Origin of the sequence: Symbioplanes lichenis (assembly GCF_030709675.1) — a bacterium.
GTDB classification, from domain to species: domain Bacteria; phylum Actinomycetota; class Actinomycetes; order Mycobacteriales; family Micromonosporaceae; genus Actinoplanes; species Actinoplanes lichenis.
The window spans coordinates 1-18,051 of record NZ_JAUZQD010000006.1 but is presented as its reverse complement, the minus strand read 5'-3'; the positions used below and the strand labels follow the sequence as shown (position 1 = coordinate 18,051).

The window sequence follows — 18,051 nt, the reverse complement described above, 5'->3', positions numbered from 1 at the left end:
GGCCATGAAAGACGACTCCGAACTCATGCCAACTGAACTACGCAACCGGTTCGACGTGTTGCTCCTGCGACGACAGGATGCTTTTTCACCCTTATCGAGGAACGCTTCAAGGCAGGATCAAGGTCGCTCGGCAAGGCTGGATGCGCAGCTCTGTTCTGGGCGATGGCGGCTCGGGCAACATCGACTTATATTTCGACAAAGGCCGGGGAATGCTGCAGGTCACCGGTTGCCGGGTCAGTCTTGGGGCGGGAGGAGGGCGCGGACCAGGTCGTCCAGGGGGCCCACCAGGTCGGACTCGGTGGCGGAGGCCAGGGGGTCGGTGGACAGGGACGCGCGGAGCATGGTCATGCCCAGGGTGGTGGCCAGGATGATCTGGGCGCGGAGGAGGACGGCGTCGTCGGTGGAGGTGCCGGGGCCGGCTACTGCTTCGGCGAGGCGTTCGCTCATGGAGTGGAGGAGGGCTCGGCGCATGCCGTCGATGCGTTCGTCGCCGGAGGAGCGCAGCAGCAACAGCATGGCTTCGTGGAGGCCTTCGTCGCTGGCGGAGCCGAGGACGCGGCGGGCGATGCCTTCGGCGATGCGGGTGCGGGAGATGCCTGTCGTTTCCTTCTTCAGTGCCAGGAAGGCGCTGGTGAGGCAGGCTTCGAAGAGGCCTTCCTTGGATGTGAAGTAGCGGTTGATCAGGGCGACGTTGACGCCGGCCGCGTCGGCGATGTCGCGGACGGTCGTGGTGGCGTAGCCGTCGCGGGCGAAGCGGGTGCTGGCGACCTCGAGCAGCAGCTGCCGGGTCTGGGAGGCGTTGCGCCGGCGCCGGGGCGCCTCGGCGGGGCAGGCGCCGGCCGGGGGCGCGTCCTGGGCGCCGGGTGCGGCGGATCGTGCAGCCACTGACCGTCCTCTCATCTCCTCCCTGCAGCGTAACGCGCCCGCAACGAAGTGTAAACAGTCGTTGACTTGCGAGGGGGAACGAGGATACGGGAGGGAGGTGTTCTCCCGCTCACATCGTAGTGAACAACGACCGGCGGGTTACTACGTTGTAAGTCAGCAAGCGTTTACCCCAGCGGGGGACGGCGGGGGAGGGGTTCATGACGAGAGCGCTGACGCAACGCTCCACAATGGTCCGCGGGAGGGCCGCGCTGCGCGAGCTGCTGCTGGTCGTCGCGCTGTTCATGGCGTACAAGGCCGGGCGGATCCTCACCACCGGGCACACCGCCGAGGCCATGGCCAACGCGGGCAGCGTCTGGGATTTCGAGCGCCTGCTGCACCTGCCGGGCGAGCACGGGCTCCAGCAGGCACTGCTGGACCACGGCTGGCTGGTGGTCGCGGCCAACAGCTATTACGCGTACGTGCACTTCCCGGCGACCGCCATCTGCCTCATCTACCTCTACCTGCGGCGACGGCAGGTCTATCTCCGGACCCGCCGGATCCTGGCCGGGCTGACGGCGGCCGCGCTCGCGCTGCACATCGCCTTCCCGCTGGCGCCGCCCCGGCTGATGCACAGCACGGGCATGGTCGACACCGGCTCCCTGTACGGGCCCGCCGTCTATGGCCCGCCGGACACCGACACCATCAGCAACCAGTACGCCGCCATGCCCTCCCTGCACGTCGGCTGGGCCCTCGTGATCGCGCTCGCCCTGATGGCCGCGGCCGGCCCGGCCGCCAAGTGGCGCTGGCTGTGGCTCGCCCATCCCGTGATCACGCTGCTCGTCGTGGTCTCCACCGGGAACCACTACTGGCTGGACGCCCTGGTGGCGGTGGCTCTGCTGGCCGTGGTCGCCGCGCTCGTGCCGCGTGTGGCCAAGCCGGCGATCCCGCGGCAGAGGGGACCGCAAAGCGTGCATGACACAGTGACCCGCGCCACGTAAGCACTTGTTGACTTAGCCGGTCCGCGGTCGATAATAAGTCAGCACGCGTTTACATCGACCGCTGAAGGAATCATGACCTCCACCATCGAGAACCGGACCGTTCCGGAGCAGGACCACGCCAAGGGCGGCGGGCTCCTGGTGCTGTACCTGGCGCTGGGCGGCCTGGCGTTCGCGGTGCTCCAGTCGCTCGTGTCGCCGGCCCTGTCCACCATCGGGCGCGAGCTGGAGGTGTCGACCAGCGATGTCAGCTGGGTCGTCACGGCGTACCTCCTCAGTGCCTCGGTCCTGACCCCCATCCTGGGCCGCCTGGGTGACATGGCCGGTAAGCGCAAGGTCCTCATCGCGGTGCTCGCCATCCTGGCGGCCGGCACGGTGGTGGCGGCCCTCGCGCCGAACCTCGCCGTGCTGATCGCCGGCCGGGTGCTGCAGGGCGCGGCGGGCGCGATCCTGCCGCTGTCGATCGGCATCGTCCGCGACGAGCTGCCGCGCGAGCGGGTCGCCACCACGGTCGGCCTGATCTCCGCGATCTTCGGCGTGGGCGCCGGCATCGGCATCGTGGCCGCGGGCCCGATCGTCGAGCACCTGTCGTGGCACTGGCTGTTCTGGCTGCCGCTGGTCCTGGTGATCGTGGCGCTGATCGGCGCGATCTTCGGGATGAAGGAGTCCCCGGTGCGTACGCCGGGCAAGCTCGACATCCTCGGCACCGTGATCCTGTCGGTGTCGCTGGTGGCGCTGCTGCTGGCGATCAGCAAGGGCCAGGCGTGGGGCTGGGGCGACGGCAAGACCGTCGGCCTGCTGATCCTCGGCGTGGTGGGCCTGATCGGCTTCGTCTTCGCCGAGCTCAGGGTCAAGGAGCCGCTGATCGACATGCGGCTCATGAAGATCCGCGGCGTGTGGGCCACCGACCTGGTCGCCCTCATCCTGGGCTTCGCCATGTTCGGCACGTTCCTGCTGGTCCCGACGCTGCTGCAGCTGCCGGCGGCGACCGGTTACGGCTTCGGCAAGTCGGTCTCGCAGGCCGGTCTCTTCCTGCTCCCGACCGTCGTCATGATGGTCATCTTCGGTCCGATCGCCGGCATCCTCAACCGCAAGTACGGCCCGAAGCTGCCGATGTTCCTCGGCGCCGTCTTCGTGGTGGCCGCCTTCACGCTGCCCGCGCTCGCGCACGGCCAGATCTGGCAGGTGCTGGCGTCCGGCATCCTCACCGGCGCGGGCATCGGCTTCGCCTTCGCGGCCATGTCCAACGCGATCATCGAGGCGGTGCCGGCGGCCCAGACCGGCGAGGCCACGAGCGTCAACACCATTGCCCGTACGATCGGCAGCAGCATCGGCACGGCGGTGGTCGCCGCGGTCATCACCTCGCACACGACGCCGCAGGGCCTGCCGACCGACGACGCCTTCACGTACGGCTTCTGGACCTGCGCCGGCGTCGCGGTCCTGGCCATCGGGGCCGCCCTGGCCCTGCCGTCGGCGCGCAAGCGGCACGACGAGGCCGTCGCCCACGGGGTGAGCGACCTCCCGCCGGAGCCGGAGGAGATCCACCTGCCCGGCACGGGAGCCCACGCGGCCAAGTAGGGCCGGCACGGGGGCCCACGCGGGCAAGTAGGGCCGGCGCGGGGGCCCACGCGGCCAAGGAGGACGGGCGCGAGCCCCCGCGCCGCCGGGAAGGGCCGGTGCGGGGGCCCGCGCGGCCCAAGTAACAGTCGGGGAGCCGACAGACCCAGGGGGCCGGCGGGCGGCCGGTGCGAGATTGCCGGGATGGAACTCGGAATCGCGCTGCCGACCTCCGGCCCCCTGGCGTCGCCGCACACCATCGTCCGCGTCGCGGGGGCGGCCGACGAGCTCGGCTACAGCACGGTCTACACGTACGAACGCCTGCTGCGCCCGATCGCCCCGGCCCTGCCCGGCCCGGACGGCGCCCTGGAGCGGCTGCCCGAGGCCTACCGGCTCACCTACGAGCCGCTCGAGACGCTCAGCCACGTCGCCGCGACGACCACCCGGGTCAAGCTCGGGACCAGCTGTCTCGTCGCGCTGCTGCACACGCCCGTCATGCTCGCCCGCCGCCTGGCCACCCTCGACCAGTTCAGCGGCGGCCGGGTCGTCGCCGGGCTCGGCCAGGGCTGGCTGCCCCAGGAGTTCGCGGCCGCCGGCGTCCCGTTGCAGCGGCGCGGCGCGGGCATGGACGACTTCGTCGCCGCGCTGCGCGCCTGCTGGGGTCCCGACCCGGTGGAGCACGCGGGCCGCTTCTACGCGATCGAGGCGTCCGAGGTGAACCCCAAGCCCGTCCAGGAGCACCTGCCGATCCTGCTCGCCGCGAACTCCGAGGGCGGCCTGCGCCGGGCCGGCCGGATCGCCGACGGGATCAACCCGTCCGGGTTCTCGTTCGACCAGGTCGCGGCGGCCGTGCGTACCTTCCGGGAAGCCGCCGCCGCCAACGGCCGGGACCCGTCCGCGCTGCCGGTGGTCGTCCGCGCCTACGCCCCGATGAGCGCGCACGCGCTCGGCCCGGACCGGCCCTTCCTCGGCGGCTCCCCGGCCGAGATCGCCGAGCAGCTCAAGCCGCTCGCCGAGGCCGGCGTCACCGAGGTGATCCTGGGCGACCCGCCGTCCGAGAGCGTCGACGAGAACCTGCGCCTCTACGAGGACCTGATCGCCCTGGTCCAGCCGGCCTGACCGGCCGGGGTGGTTGACCGGGGCGGCCCCGTCGGCAATAGTAAGGCGCGTGCCTAAGTATCACGACGAGCTCGACGCCGTGCTCCGCGCCCTCGCGGACCCGACGCGCCGGGCCGTCGTGGAGCGGCTGGCCAAGTCGCCGGCCGTCGTGTCCGAGCTCGCGGCGCCCTTCTCGATGGCGCTGCCGTCGCTGATGCAGCATCTGCGCGTCCTCGAGGCCGCGGGGCTGGTCACCTCGGAGAAGCAGGGCCGCGTCCGCACCGTGAGCTTGCGCCCGGGCGCCCTCGACGTCCTGCACCTGTGGCTCGACGAGCAACGGACTCCGGCCGAGCGCCAGGCCGACCGGCTGGGCATCCATCTCACCCGCTCTTTGGAGGAGAAGACCTGACATGACCCGTGTCCGCATCGACCTCTTCGCCTCGCTCGACGGTTATGCCTCGAGCGACCCGACCCCGGACAATCCGATGGGCGCCGACTGGGGAAGCCTCACGGCGGCCTACGCCGCGACCCGCACGTTCCGCGAGCGGGTGCTGGGCGACACCAGCGGCGCCGGGACGACCGGCGTCGACGACACCTACGCCGCCGCGCACTTCGAGGGCATCGGGGCCGAGATCATGGGCGCGGCGATGTTCGGCCTGCACGCGCACCCCGGCGACCCGGAGTGGCAGGGCTGGTGGGGCGAGCAGCCGCCGTTCGGCACGCCGGTCTATGTGCTGACCCACACGGCGCCGCGCCCGGCTATACCGATGGCGGGCGGCACGACGTTCCACTTCCGCACCGGCGCGATCGCGGACGTGCTGGCCGAGGCCACCGAGGCGGCCGGCGGGCAGGACGTCCGGGTCGGCGGCGGGGTCGGCACCGCGCGCGACTTCCTGCGCGCCGGGCTGGTCGATCACCTGCACGTCATGATCGCGCCGGTCCTGCTCGGCCGGGGCGGCCGGCTGTGGGACGACCTGCGCGGCCTCGACCGCACCCACAAGGTCACCAGCGAAGTGGCCGAGAGCGGCACCATCCACGTCACCTTCACGCGATAGGACCCGCCGATGACCATCGAGCGCCGGCTCGCCCACGCCGGGTTCACCCTGACCCGCGACTATCCCGTCCCCGTCGAGCACGTCTGGGCCGCCTTCGCCGAGGAGCGGCGGAAGCGCGCCTGGTGGGGTGGCGGCGACGCGGTCGAGCCCGCCGAGTGGGCGTTCGACTTCCGCCCCGGCGGCCGCGACATCGCGGAGGGCACCTTCCACGAGGGCCCGGTCTCGCGCTATGTGGCGGACTACGCGGACATCGTCGAGCACGTGCGCATCGTCACCACGTACGACATGTGGCTCGACGGGATCCACATGTCGACGTCGGTGGCGGCGCTGGAGTTCGAGCCGCTCGCCGAGGGCACCCGGTTCACGCACGCCGAGTACGGCGTCTTCTACGACCGGTTCGCGGCCGACGGGCCGGGCCGTGAGAAGGGCACCCGCGGACTGCTCGACGCCCTGGGCACGTACCTGGCCGGATAGGCACGCCGAATCAGGGAGTTGCCGGAAGACACGGGACCAGCGCGGGCGAATCCTGGGGGCGAATGCCTGAGCAGGAGGAGGCCGGCCGTGATCGTGGCGATGGGGTTCGGGACCGCACAGGTACGCCCGGGAACCGACCGGGTCGAGCTGGGTCCGGGGGAGGAGCTGACCGTCGGGCTGGGCGCCACGGCGACCGATCCGGCCGAACTGGACGGTGCCGCCGGGTTCGTGTGGACGAACTACAACGCGCCGGATCCGCGGCAGTTCCGGGCCGAGCCGATGACGCCGGTGGAGCCCGAGGACCAGCATCAGGCCGCGTGGCGGGTGACGCTGCCGCCGGCCCAGCGGGGCACGTACGTCGCGACGGCGTTCGTGGAGCTGGGCGGCGTACGTCATTGGGCGCCCGACCACGGCGCACCGCGACCGCACGACCTGGGCAACCGGCTGGTCTTCCGGGTGCGCGACCCCGAGGTGGCGAGCCTGTACGTCCGGCAGGTCCCGATCGACAAGGCCAACGCCCGCTCCGACAGCACCGACATCTCCACCATCGACGACATGCTGCGCCCCGACGGCGGGTTCTACACCCTCGACAAGCTCGCCGCCGACGGCGTGGGGTGCGTGTGGCTGCAGGTCCCCTACCGGCTGGACCTGTGGGACGGGCTCGCCGCGGTCGACGACGCCGGCAGCGACTACGCGAGCACGGACTGGTTCGCGATCGACCCGGAGCTGTCCGAGCAGGCGCGCGCGGTCCCGGCCTGGGACCTCGACCGGCAGCGCACCGTGGCCAACGACGCCATGCGCCGGCTCGTGCACCGGGCGCACGAGCTGGGCATGAAGGTGCTCTTCGAGATCGCCCCGAACCACGTGGGGCACAACTTCGTCTTCCGCGACCACTTCCCGGACGGCGACGTCCGGCGCCGCGACTACAGCCAGGTAGCCGTGGACGACGGGCAGCTCGGGCAGGTGCGGCAGCGGCTCGAGGGCCCGGTCGACGAGAGCATCAAGAACTACGCCGAGTGGATGCTGCCGCAGATGTACGCCGGGCGCTTCCCGGACGGGCACTACAACCCGTTCGGCGCGGCCGACGTGCGCGAGACCTACTCACCCGACTGGTACGGGACGTGGCCCGACGTGAAGCACCTGAACCACGGCGGGCACCCCGGGGAGCGGATCTGGCACGCGCGGACGCAGCAGAACGCGCGGGTGCTCGCGTACATCGGGCGGGCCATGGCCTGGGCGGCGACCGACCTCGGCGCCGACGGGTTCCGCATCGACCACGCGCTCGGGATGCCGTACGAGTTCTTCGAGCAGACCCTGCCGTGGGTCGAGATGAAGGTCCGCGAGGCCCGCGGGCCCGGCGCTTCGCTGCTGATCGTGCCCGAGGACCACGACCGGAAGGACTACTCGGCCCGGGTGGGCGACGTCATCCAGTCCAAGGGGTACGAGCAACTCCTCGACGCCTTCACGCACCAGAACGTGGAGGGCATCTTTTCGTGGGTCGGCAACCCGTTCCTGACCGAGGAGTTCACCGGCACGGGCAACCACGACGAGGTGCGCGGCGCGGAGTTCTTCGCCGGTGACCTGCTCGCGTACGGCAACGCGGTCATCACCATGCACCTGCTCGGCGGCCCGATGACGATGCTGGCCGGCGACGAGTACGCCGAGTCGCAGAAGCTGCGGTTCAAGGCCCGGGGCGGCATCCCGACCCTGTGGCAGTTCCGGCAGAACACGCTGCCCGGGGCGAACACGCAGCTGGCGTTCTGGATCGCGCGGGGCGGGCTGTTGCGTACCCGGCATCCGGCCCTGCGCGGCACCCGGCGCGCACGCCTGCAGTGGCGGGAGGTGGCCCGTCCCGACCGGCTGCTGGCGTTCTCCCGCAGCGGCGACGACCCCACCGCGGTGCCGCTGCTGTGCTTCTCCAACCTGGACAGACAGGACTGGCTCACCGGTACGGCCGAACTGGGCGAGCAGGCCCGCGCCTGGCTCGACCGGGAGCCCGACGCCCACATCCAGGTCCGGGACCTGCTGGGCCTGGATCCGGAGCGGCTGTTGTGGCGGCGCCCCGAGCCCGCCAAGACGCTGCTGGAGACCGGGCTGGGCGTGGGCCTGCAGCCGTACCAGATCCAGGTCCTGGAACTGCTGAGAGTGAGCTGATCATGGCAACCAAGTTCCTCGACATCCCCGAGTGGCAGTCCTTCGAGAACCAGGGCGCCGGCACCGCCGTCGCCGACGTCAGCGGCAACGGCCGCCCGGACCTGATCGTCCTGCGGGTCGACGCCGGACCGCAGCAGAACCAGGGCTTCTACCGCGTCGGCTTCGACCTCGACGCGGACGGCGAGGTGACCGGCGGCTGGGGCCCGTGGATCGCCGTGCCCGACTGGTTCGCCTGGGAGAACCAGGGCGCCGACATCGCGGTCGCCCGCCTCGACGGCGCGCTCGCGCTGATCGTGCTGCAGATCGACGCGCCCGCCGGCCAGAACCGCGGCGTCTACCGCGTCGGCCGGGTGCTCGACGCCGGCGGTCAGGTGACCGGCGGCTGGACCGAGTGGCTCGACGTGCCCGAGTGGTTCCCCTGGGAGAACGCCGACGCCGGCCTCGCGGTCGCCGACCTCGACGGCGACGACCGCCCCGAGCTGATCGTCTTCATGGTCGACGCGCCGCCGGGCGCCAACGCCGGCTACTACCGGATCGGGCACGCGCTCGGCGCGGACGGCCGGGTGCACGGCGGCTGGGACGCCTGGCGCGTGGTCCCCGACTGGTTCATGTGGGAGAACCAGGGCGCGGGCATCGCCGTGGCCGACCTCGACGGCGACGGGCGGCCCGAGCTGCTCGTGCTCGCCGTCGACAACCCGGCCGGCGAGAACCTCGCCTTCTATCAGATCGGCTGGCGGCTGGGCGCCGACGGCCACGCCGAGCAGGGCTGGAGCGCGTGGACGGCGGTGCCCGAGTGGTTCTTCTGGGAGAACCAGGGCGCCGGCGTGGCCCTGCACCAGGGGCTGGTCATCGTCGCGGCGGACGCCCCGATGGGACCCAACCTCGGCTTCTACCGCACGGTGGACCTGACCCTCGACACCGGCACGGCCGCCCGCGACGGGGTGTGGCGCCTGGAGGCGGAGACGTCACAGAGCCTCGCGATCCACGCGGCGGCCCTGCACACCGGCGAGGTCCTGTTCTTCTCCGGTACGAGCAACAACCCCGCGAACATCGGCGGGGGTTTCCGCGGCACCCGCTGGAACCCGGTCACGCACGAGGTGACCGACGCCCACGTGCCGGCCGACTTCTTCTGCGCCGGCCACGCCCAGCTCCCCGACGGCGGACTCCTCGTCGCCGGCGGCACCCGCGAGTACGATCCCTTCCGGGGCTTGAAGGACGCGTGGGTGTACGAAGCATCCGCCGGCACGTGGGACCGGCAGCCGGACATGGCGGGCGGCCGGTGGTACCCGACGCTGGTCACGCTGGCCGACGGGCATGTCGCCACGTTCACCGGGCTCGGCGAGGACTCGCTGCTGAATCTCGTACCGGAAATCTGGTCTCCCGGTCATTGGTCGGCGCTGCCCGACCAGCGCGAGTGGGACGCGGACCCGCACGACAGCACGCGGCGCGTTCCCCTCTACGCCCAGATGTTCCTGATGGCCGACGGCCGGATCTTCTTCTCCGGCGGCTGCTACGGCGGCAACGAGAACCTCGGCCCGGCGATCGTGGACCTCGTGGCGCGCAAGTTCACCCAGGTCCCCGGGCTCGACGGGCACGCCTCGCGCGATCACCGCAACCAGGCGACGAGCGTGCTGCTGCCCCCGGCCCAGGACCAGGAGGTGCTGCTCGTCGGCGGGGGCGAGGACTTCGGGCACCACGGCCGCCACGCGATCGCCGCCGTGAACCGGGTGTCACTCAACGCGCAACACCCCGCCTATCGCCAGGAAGACCCGCTCGAGAAGCCGCGCATGCACCACGTCGCCGTGGTGCTGCCGGACCGGACCGTGCTCGTGACCGGGGGCAGCGAGGGCGACGAGGACCGGCCGCGGGCCACCACGCGCGCCGAGATCTACCACCCGGCGACCGGCACGTGGACGTTGCACGCGCACGCCCGCGTGATCCGGCTCTACCACTCGGTGGCCCTGCTGCTCGCGGACGGCAGCGTCGTCACGGCCGGCTCGAACCCGGCCCGGGGGGACGAGGAGTACCGGCTGGAGCGGTACTACCCGCCGTACCTCTTCCGGGGCCCGCGCCCGGTCGTCATGGAGGCGCCGGACCACGTGCACCATGGCGAGACGGTGTCACTGATCTGCCCGTCCGCCGGGGAGGTCGAGTTCGTCAACCTCACCCGGGCCGGCAGCACCACGCACTGCCTCAACACCGACCAGCGGCTGGTCGACGTGCCGATCACCGGACAGGAGAACAGCCGGCTGACGGTGTCGATCCCGGCGTCGCGCAACCTGCTGCCGCCGGGGTTCTACATGCTGACCGTGGTCGCGGGCGGGGTGCCGTCCGAGGCGCGCTGGGTCCAGGTCGAAAGTCACTGAACGGCGGCCGGGGGCCGGCATCCGCCGTCGGCTCCTGGCCCGCTGTGCATCAGCGGGCCGTGCTCCGACCGGCCCGGACGCTCAGGTGGTCCCGCCGACGACCGATCGCAGGGGCGGAGTAGTCGCTTCCCCGATCGGAGTTCGATGCCGGCTCATCGTCACCCGAGCACTCGGCGCGCGATAGTGCCCGCCCGCGCGCTGGCCGTCGCCGCGGCGGTGCTAGTCGCCATGGTCAGCGCGGTCGTGGCTCTGAGGGCCGGATCGTCGGCGCAGCAGCCTGTGTCGCGAGGCCATGCTGGGACCGTGGCAGCGGTCACCACGTCGAGGACCACAGCGCCCGCACCGACGCCAGCTGTCACCGGACCGGGCTCGTCCTTCGGCTCGGGGACGTGGGTGGTGAACAAGGACATCAAGACGGGAACCTACCGAACCTCGCCGGGCGTCTCGAACTGCTACTGGGAGGAGACCGACTCCGGCGGGCGAACCAAGGCGAACGATTTCGTCTCCTATGCGCCCAGCGGTGTCACCATCGAACTTTGGTCGGCAGGTGACGGGGTGGTTACGCGCGGCTGTGGCACCTGGTCCCTTGTCGCGGAGCTTGACTTGTCCCCGTCCACGGGCGACGAGCCGACCGACGCGGAGATCAAGGCCACGGTGGCCGCGGCGTCAAAGGCTGACAAGGCCTGTTTCGACGAGGACTACGAAGCGGCGAAGGCGAGCGACCGTGAGGAAGACGAGCTGGAGACGGTCGTGGGCGACCCGTTGCGAACAAAGAAGGAAGTCGCGCAGGACAATAAGGAGAATAGATACAACGCCTGGTTCCTCTGTTTCTACTGAGCCAGGAGGAAATCGGTCCCGACTCACACGGCGACTATGGTGGGACCGTGAGCGCGTGTGCGATAACGGTGTGCGGGGAGTGCGTGGCGGTCGGGCGACGGCCCGTCGATCCGGCCGGGCAGGCGGCTCGGTTGCGGGCGGCGGCCGGGCACCGGGTGCGGCTCAGCCGGTGCCTCGACGTCTGCTCGCAGGCCAACGTCGTGATCGTGCAGCCGTCGCCGTCCGCGCGGCGGGGCGGGGCCCGGCCGGTGTGGCTTGGGCTCGTGGAGGGCGGCGTGGAGGACGACGTCGTCGCGTGGGTGCGGGCGGGCGGGCCCGGGGTCGCGCCGCTGCCGGTGCTGCTGTCGCTGAGCGAGATCGCGCCGCCGGTCCGGGAGCGCCGGGCGTAGGCTCGCGGGCCATGAGTTCCGATGACGATCTTGCTGGCATGCTGCGGGCCCAGGTGTTCGACGTGCTGGAGTGGCTGGGCGACTATCCGGCCGAGCAGGTCGATCCGGCCGCGGTGGCGGCGTTCCGGCGCAGCAACGACTGGCTGATCGAGCGGGCGCCGGCCGGATTGCCGCTCGCCGTGGGACTCTTCAACGACCTGATCTGGTGGCTCGACGCCTGCCCGGACGAGGACGTCGAGGAATACGTGGCCGTGAAACTGCTGGAAAGCGTGGCGTACGAGCTCGGCGAGCTACCGGCGGCCCAGCAGCGGCGCTTCGTGGAAGTCGCCGCCGAGCTGGCCGGCGTGGAGCGGCATGACGATCGGCGGGCCGCACTGCTTTACCTGCCGTACGGGTTCGGGCTGGCTCCTGAGCAAAACGAGGAGCCTGAGCAGCCCGGGCCGTGGGCACCTGCCCCCGTTAGGCCGGAAAAGTGACTCTCGCCCGGGTCTGAGCGGGATCGGGCCTACCCTCGGTCACGTCAGCTCCGCGGAGTGGCCGCGGGGCGACGACACGGGGGTGAAGACATGAAAGCAGGGAGGCTCACGGGAGCGCTGGTGGCGGCTGTGGTGGCGGCGGGGACGATGACGTCGCCGGCGGCGGCTTACGTGCCGGCGTACACCTTTGCCGGGATCGCGGACTGGGACCGGGACCGGCATCAAGATGTCATAGCCCGCGACGCGGCGGGCGATCTGTGGCTCTATCCGGGCGAGTCGAGGCGGGGCTACAGCGGGGCCGCGCGGGCGCGGATCGGGAACGGCTGGCAGGGCTACACGTTCGCCGGAGTCGCGGACTGGGACCGCGACGGTCATCAGGACATCGTCGCGCGGGACGGCGGCGGTGACCTGTGGCTCTATCGGGGTCAGTCGAAGCGGCGCCCGAGTACGGCGGCCCGGGTCCAGATCGGCAACGGCTGGCAAGGATTCACGTTCGCCGGGATCGCGGACTGGGACCGCGACGGTCATCAGGACATCGTGGCGCGCGACGGCGGCGGCGACTTGTGGCTCTATCGCGGGCAGTCGAGGCGCGGCTACAGCACGGCCCGGCCGGTGAAGATCGGGAACGGCTGGCAGGGGTACGACTTCGCGGGCGTCGAAGATTGGGACCGCGACCGGCATCAGGACATCGTCGCGCGGGACAGCGGCGGCGACTTGTGGCTCTATCGGGGTCAGTCCAAGCGCCGCCCGAGTACGGCCGCCCGGGTCCAGATCGGCAACGGCTGGCAGGGCTACGACTTCGCCGGCGTCGCCGACTGGGACCGTGACCGGCACCAGGACATCGTGACCCGCGACGGCGACGGCGACCTGTGGCTCTACCCCGGCGAGTCGAAGCGCGGCTACAGCACCCAGCCCCGCGTCCAGATCGGTAACGGCTGGTGACCGGGTGACGATCAGGATTCGAGAAGCGCACCCTCCGGCGGCAGGGCTAACGTAGCCCGAAGCCGCCGGAGGGGGAGACGATGCATGTCGCCGACAGCCATGATCTGATTCGGGTGCAGGGGGCCCGGGAGAACAATCTCAAAGATGTCAGTGTCGAGCTGCCGAAGCGCCGCCTGACGGTTTTCACCGGGGTGTCCGGGTCGGGGAAGAGTTCGCTCGTCTTCGGGACGATCGCCGCCGAGTCGCAGCGGATGATCAATGAGACGTACAGCGCTTTCGTGCAGGGGTTCATGCCGACGCTGGCGCGGCCCGAGGTGGACGTGCTGGACGGGCTGACCACGGCGATCATCGTGGATCAGGAGCGGATGGGGGCCGACCCGCGGTCCACCGTCGGCACCGCCACCGACGCCAACGCGATGTTGCGCATCTTGTTCAGCCGGCTCGGAAAACCGTACGTGGGAAGTGCTCAGGCCTTTTCCTTCAATGTCGCCTCGATCTCGGGCGCGGGCGCGGTGACCGTGGAGAAGGGCGGCGTCACCACCAAGGAGCGCCGCAGTTTCAGCATCACGGGCGGCATGTGCCCGCGGTGCGAGGGGCGCGGCGCGGTCACCGATTTCGATCTGACCGCCCTCTACGACGCGAGCAAGAGCCTGAACGAGGGCGCCATCACCATTCCGGGTTACAGCATGGAGGGGTGGTACGGGCGCATCTTCCGGCAGAGCGGCTTCTTCGACCCGGACAAGCCGATCGCCAAGTTCACCCAGCGCGAGCTGCACGACCTGCTGCACAAGGAACCGACGAAGATCAAGGTGGAGGGCATCAACCTCACCTATTCCGGCCTCATCCCGGGCATTCAGAAATCGTTCCTGTCGAAGGACCGGGAGGCGATGCAGCCGCACATCCGCGCGTTTGTGGACCGGGCGATCACCTTCACGGCGTGCCCCGACTGCGACGGCACGCGGCTGAGCGAGGCGGCCCGGAGCTCGAAGATCAAGGGCATCAGCATCGCCGACGCCTGCAAGATGCAGATCAGCGATCTGGCCGACTGGGTGCGCGGGCTGAAGGAGCCGTCCGTGGCGCCGCTGCTCGGCAAGCTACGACACACGCTCGACTCGTTCACCGAGATCGGGCTCGGCTATCTGAGTCTCGACCGGCCCGCCGGCACATTGTCCGGGGGAGAGGCGCAGCGGACGAAGATGATCCGGCACCTGGGATCGTCGCTGACCGATGTCACGTACGTTTTCGACGAGCCCACCGTCGGCCTGCACCCGCACGACATCCAGCGGATGAACGAGTTGCTGATCCAGCTGCGCGACAAGGGCAACACGGTGCTGGTCGTCGAGCACAAGCCCGAGGCGATCGCGATCGCCGACCACGTCGTCGACCTGGGGCCCGGCGCCGGCACCGCGGGGGGCGAGGTCGTCTTCGAGGGTACGGTCGACGGGCTGCGCAAGGCCGACACGCTCACCGGCCGGCATCTCGACGACCGGGCGACGCTGAAGACGGCGGTACGCGAATCCACCGGCACACTGCCCATCAGGAATGCCAGCAAGCACAACCTGCAGAACGTCGACGTCGACATTCCCCTCGGCGTCCTCGTGGTCGTGACCGGGGTCGCCGGCTCGGGCAAGAGCAGCCTCATCCACGGCGAGGTCGCCGGGCGCGACGGCGTGGTGGCGATCGACCAGACCGGGATCCGGGGCTCGCGGCGCAGCAACCCGGCCACTTACACGGGTCTGCTCGAGCCCATCCGCAAGGCGTTCGCCAAGGCCAACGGGGTCAAGCCCGCCCTCTTCAGCGCGAACTCCGAGGGCGCCTGCCCGACCTGCAACGGCGCCGGCGTCATCTACACCGACCTGGCGATGATGGCCGGCGTGGCCACCACGTGCGAGCAGTGCGAGGGCAAGCGCTTCGACGCGTCGGTGCTCGACTATCACCTCGGCGGGCGGGACATCAGCGAGGTGCTCGCGATGCCGGTCGCCGAGGCCGTCGCGTTCTTCGCCGCGGGCGAGGCCAAGGTGCCGGCCGCGCACAAGATCCTCGAGCGGCTCGCGGACGTCGGCCTGGGCTATCTGACGCTGGGCCAGCCGCTGACCACCCTGTCCGGCGGCGAGCGCCAGCGCATCAAGCTCGCCACCCACATGGGGGAGCAGGGTGGCGTGTACGTCCTCGACGAGCCGACCACCGGCCTGCACCTCGCCGACGTGGAGAACCTGCTCGCGCTGCTCGACCGGCTCGTCGACGCGGGCAAGTCGGTCATCGTCATCGAGCATCACCAGGCCGTCATGGCCCACGCCGACTGGATCGTCGACCTCGGGCCGGGCGCCGGTCACGACGGCGGCCGGGTCGTCTTCGAGGGCACCCCGGCGGCGCTCGTGAAGTCGGCGAAGACGCTGACCGGCCGGCACCTGAAGGCGTACATCGGACAGTAGCGCCGGGTCGCCTGTCATTCTTGTCACACCAATTTCACATGGCTCTATGGTTACGCGGGGTTGCGAGGTGACTCCAAAGCTGGCATGTTTGCGGCGCTCCACCGAGATCCGTCGATGGGGCGTGCTCACGGGGGAAGTTCACACATGCCACGAGCCGGTCTTCGCCGTGCCCGCAAACAGGTCCACATCGGGCTGTCCGTCGGCCTGGCGGTGCTGCTGGGCGTGTCCGTCGCCCAGAACGGCACGACCACCGTCCAGTTGCACCCCCGGCCGGTCGCCCTGGAGACGCCGGCCGACGACCGGCCGGTGCCGCAGCAGCGCTGGGACGACGCCGCCGGGCTGAACCCGGTCGCCGACGGCCCGCGCAACACCTATCGGCCGGAGTCGACGCGGGCGCGCTATCCCGTGCTCAAGGCGCCGAAGGCCCCGGCCAACGTCGCCGCGATGGTCACTCCGCCGCGCCGGGCCCCCGGCGAGTTCCGGGCCGCGAGCAGCCAGGAGCTGCCGGCCGAGCGTTCCGCCCACGAGCGCACCTGGGCCAACGCGGACGGCACGCGGACCACGGAGTTCTCCGCGTCGGCGCTCAACTATCGCCGGGGCGACGGGAGCTGGGCGCCGATCGACTCGACGCTCGCGGCCGATCCCGCGGGCGGCTGGCGGCGTACCGCGGACTCGGTGGGCCTGCACCTGGCCGCGCGGGCCGACGCCGCCGAGCTGGTCCGGGTGACGCTGCCGGGCGGCGGGACCCTGGCCTACGGCGCCGCGGACGCCGCGCCGGTCACCGGGACCGTCACCGGCGACACCGCGACCTATCGGGGCGTGTGGCCGCAGACCGACGTCGAGCTGCAGGCCCAGGCCGGTGGGGTCAAGGAGACGCTGGTCCTCGGCTCGGCCGCGGCGCCCCGGTCGTTCGTCTTCCCGCTGCGCCTGACCGGGCTGACCGCGGCGCTGAAGAACGGCGAGGTGCTGCTGCGCAACGGCGAGGGCGCCCCGGTCGCCACGATCCCCGCCGGCTTCCTCGCCGACGCGAAGGAGCAGGTGTCCGACGCCGTCGCCTACGAGCTGATCCAGCACGAGGGCGGCCCGGCGCTGCGGATGACGGCGAGCGACGCGTGGCTGGACGAGCCCGGTCGCGCGTACCCCGTGCGCCTGGACCCGCCGGTGCTCGCCAACGGTGCCGCGACCGAGAGCCTGGTCGTGCAGGGCGGCTCGTCGCACGGCGGCGGCGACCTGGCGGTGGGCCGGCGCAACGGCGTCAGCTCGGCGTCCTACGTCAAGTTCCCCGGGCTGGTGTCCCGGCTCGACCACGAGACCATCTTCAGCGCTCAGCTCAGCTTCGCCGCGTACGACGCCCCCTCCTGCAAGCCCCGCCAGCTCAGCGTGCACCCGGTCACCGGCTCGTGGTCGTCGTCCACCGACACCAGTTACCCGGGCCCGGCCGTCGGTGCCGCGCTGGCGAGTTCGTCCTTCGCCCAGGGCTACGTCGGGCTCGGCGAGTCGGCGTCGAAGTGCCCGGTCACCGGCACCGTGCTCGACCTCGGCGCCAAGGGCCGCGACCTGGTCCAGGGCTGGGTCAACGGCAAGGCGAACAACGGCATCTCCTTCCGGGCGCCCGTCGGCGACGAGAGCTCCTGGAAGACCATCGCGGGCACCGGCTCGGCCAACCCGCCGAAGCTGTACGTGACCCACACCCCGTACAACGCGAAGTACTCGATCCCCAGCCCCACCCCCAAGCCGGCCGTCCTGCAGAACCAGGCCGGCAAGGTGAAGGTGACCGTCACCAACACCAGCGCGATGGACTGGACGCCCAGCGGCTTCAAGCTGGTCTACCGGCTCTACAACGCGAAGACCAGCGCCAAGATCGGTCAGTACGTCGCCGGCTCGCTCGGCAGCACGCTGGCGCGCGGGGCCACCACCAGCATCGAGGCGACCATCAAGGCGCTGCCGATCGGGGACTACCTGCTCGACTTCAGCATGGCGACGACCGGCGGCAAGGTCTTCACCGACGAGGCGGTGCCCCCGGCCCGCATCGCGCTGAGTGTGCAGAACATCGCCCCCGTGGTCGGCGACCTCTACCCGCCGAACGGTTACCAGGCGCCGATCCTCACGCCGCAACTGTGGGCGCAGGCCGTTGACCTGGACGCCCCGCCGAAGCAGACGCTGCAGTACAAGTTCGAGTACTGCGGGATCACCGCCGCGGGCGCCCCGACCGGCTGCACCACGACGGCGTACCAGGCCAAGCAGGCGTACACGATCCCCGCGGCCAAGCTCAAGTGGAGCACGTCGTATGTCTGGCGGGCCTTCGTCAAGGACAACGCCACCGAGGTGTCGACCGCCTACGCGACCCTGGTCACCGCGGTCCCGCAGCCGGAGCTGACCTCGCGGGTGGCCAACGCGCCCTACGGCACCACC

Annotated in this window: 15 protein-coding genes; 14 read left to right on the top strand and 1 reads right to left on the bottom strand. The window is 71.1% G+C overall.

The features are described from left to right. Window positions 1-234: 234 nt before the first annotated feature. Entirely contained in the window at window positions 235-885 is a 651-nt protein-coding gene (locus RAN62_RS15435) for a TetR/AcrR family transcriptional regulator (protein ID WP_305785327.1), read from the bottom strand. A 197-nt stretch (window positions 886-1,082) separates the two neighbouring features. Here RAN62_RS15435 and RAN62_RS15430 point away from each other — a divergent pair, with 197 nt between their 5' ends. From RAN62_RS15430 to RAN62_RS15365, 14 genes are all read left to right on the top strand, one after another. Then, complete coding sequence (locus tag RAN62_RS15430; protein WP_305785326.1) at window positions 1,083-1,862, top strand: phosphatase PAP2 family protein; 780 nt, start codon at window positions 1,083-1,085, stop codon at window positions 1,860-1,862. Between the two features lie 72 nt (window positions 1,863-1,934). Then, on the top strand, window positions 1,935-3,437 hold the full coding sequence (locus tag RAN62_RS15425; protein ID WP_305785325.1) for an MFS transporter: 1,503 nt from the start codon (window positions 1,935-1,937) through the stop codon (window positions 3,435-3,437). A 183-nt stretch (window positions 3,438-3,620) separates the two neighbouring features. Further along, window positions 3,621-4,535, top strand: coding sequence for a TIGR03619 family F420-dependent LLM class oxidoreductase (locus RAN62_RS15420; RefSeq protein ID WP_305785324.1), 915 nt, complete (start codon window positions 3,621-3,623; stop codon window positions 4,533-4,535). Window positions 4,536-4,584: 49 nt separating this feature from the next. Continuing rightward, entirely contained in the window at window positions 4,585-4,923 is a 339-nt protein-coding gene (locus RAN62_RS15415; RefSeq protein WP_305785323.1) for an ArsR/SmtB family transcription factor, read from the top strand. A 1-nt stretch (window position 4,924) separates the two neighbouring features. After that, on the top strand, window positions 4,925-5,569 hold the full coding sequence (locus RAN62_RS15410) for a dihydrofolate reductase family protein (RefSeq protein WP_305785322.1): 645 nt from the start codon (window positions 4,925-4,927) through the stop codon (window positions 5,567-5,569). A 9-nt stretch (window positions 5,570-5,578) separates the two neighbouring features. After that, the gene (locus tag RAN62_RS15405; RefSeq protein ID WP_305785321.1) at window positions 5,579-6,043 is read left to right on the top strand and encodes an SRPBCC domain-containing protein; all 465 of its coding nucleotides are present in this window, start codon (window positions 5,579-5,581) and stop codon (window positions 6,041-6,043) included. An 87-nt stretch (window positions 6,044-6,130) separates the two neighbouring features. Further along, window positions 6,131-8,197, top strand: a complete 2,067-nt coding sequence (locus tag RAN62_RS15400; RefSeq protein WP_305785320.1) for an alpha-amylase family protein — start codon at window positions 6,131-6,133, stop codon at window positions 8,195-8,197. A gap of 2 nt (window positions 8,198-8,199) precedes the next feature. Next, on the top strand, window positions 8,200-10,563 hold the full coding sequence (locus RAN62_RS15395) for a galactose oxidase-like domain-containing protein (protein ID WP_305785319.1): 2,364 nt from the start codon (window positions 8,200-8,202) through the stop codon (window positions 10,561-10,563). Window positions 10,564-10,866: 303 nt separating this feature from the next. Beyond that, a complete protein-coding gene (locus RAN62_RS15390; protein WP_305785318.1) occupies window positions 10,867-11,400 on the top strand; it encodes an Rv1352/Rv1906c domain-containing protein in 534 nt (177 codons plus the stop codon). Window positions 11,401-11,447: 47 nt separating this feature from the next. Beyond that, window positions 11,448-11,789: a hypothetical protein gene (locus RAN62_RS15385; RefSeq protein ID WP_305785317.1), complete on the top strand. Its 342-nt coding sequence runs from the start codon at window positions 11,448-11,450 to the stop codon at window positions 11,787-11,789. A gap of 11 nt (window positions 11,790-11,800) precedes the next feature. After that, entirely contained in the window at window positions 11,801-12,265 is a 465-nt protein-coding gene (locus RAN62_RS15380; RefSeq protein WP_305785316.1) for a hypothetical protein, read from the top strand. A 90-nt stretch (window positions 12,266-12,355) separates the two neighbouring features. Beyond that, entirely contained in the window at window positions 12,356-13,207 is an 852-nt protein-coding gene (locus RAN62_RS15375; RefSeq protein WP_305785315.1) for an FG-GAP repeat domain-containing protein, read from the top strand. 80 nt (window positions 13,208-13,287) lie between these two features. Beyond that, the gene (locus tag RAN62_RS15370) at window positions 13,288-15,639 is read left to right on the top strand and encodes an ATP-binding cassette domain-containing protein (RefSeq protein ID WP_305785314.1); all 2,352 of its coding nucleotides are present in this window, start codon (window positions 13,288-13,290) and stop codon (window positions 15,637-15,639) included. Between the two features lie 144 nt (window positions 15,640-15,783). Continuing rightward, on the top strand, window positions 15,784-18,051 hold a 2,268-nt coding region (locus tag RAN62_RS15365), incomplete at its 3' end, for a DNRLRE domain-containing protein (RefSeq protein WP_305785313.1).

What these genes read in the sequence shown, in the direction of transcription:
- RAN62_RS15430 (WP_305785326.1), top strand. Translation starts at nt 1,083, where the DNA reads ATGACGAGAGCGCTGACGCAACGCTCCACAATGGTCCGCGGGAGGGCC.
- RAN62_RS15425 (WP_305785325.1), top strand. Translation starts at nt 1,935, where the DNA reads ATGACCTCCACCATCGAGAACCGGACCGTTCCGGAGCAGGACCACGCC.
- RAN62_RS15420 (WP_305785324.1), top strand. Translation starts at nt 3,621, where the DNA reads ATGGAACTCGGAATCGCGCTGCCGACCTCCGGCCCCCTGGCGTCGCCG.
- RAN62_RS15410 (WP_305785322.1), top strand. Translation starts at nt 4,925, where the DNA reads ATGACCCGTGTCCGCATCGACCTCTTCGCCTCGCTCGACGGTTATGCC.
- RAN62_RS15405 (WP_305785321.1), top strand. Translation starts at nt 5,579, where the DNA reads ATGACCATCGAGCGCCGGCTCGCCCACGCCGGGTTCACCCTGACCCGC.
- RAN62_RS15395 (WP_305785319.1), top strand. Translation starts at nt 8,200, where the DNA reads ATGGCAACCAAGTTCCTCGACATCCCCGAGTGGCAGTCCTTCGAGAAC.
- RAN62_RS15380 (WP_305785316.1), top strand. Translation starts at nt 11,801, where the DNA reads ATGAGTTCCGATGACGATCTTGCTGGCATGCTGCGGGCCCAGGTGTTC.
- RAN62_RS15375 (WP_305785315.1), top strand. Translation starts at nt 12,356, where the DNA reads ATGAAAGCAGGGAGGCTCACGGGAGCGCTGGTGGCGGCTGTGGTGGCG.
- RAN62_RS15370 (WP_305785314.1), top strand. Translation starts at nt 13,288, where the DNA reads ATGCATGTCGCCGACAGCCATGATCTGATTCGGGTGCAGGGGGCCCGG.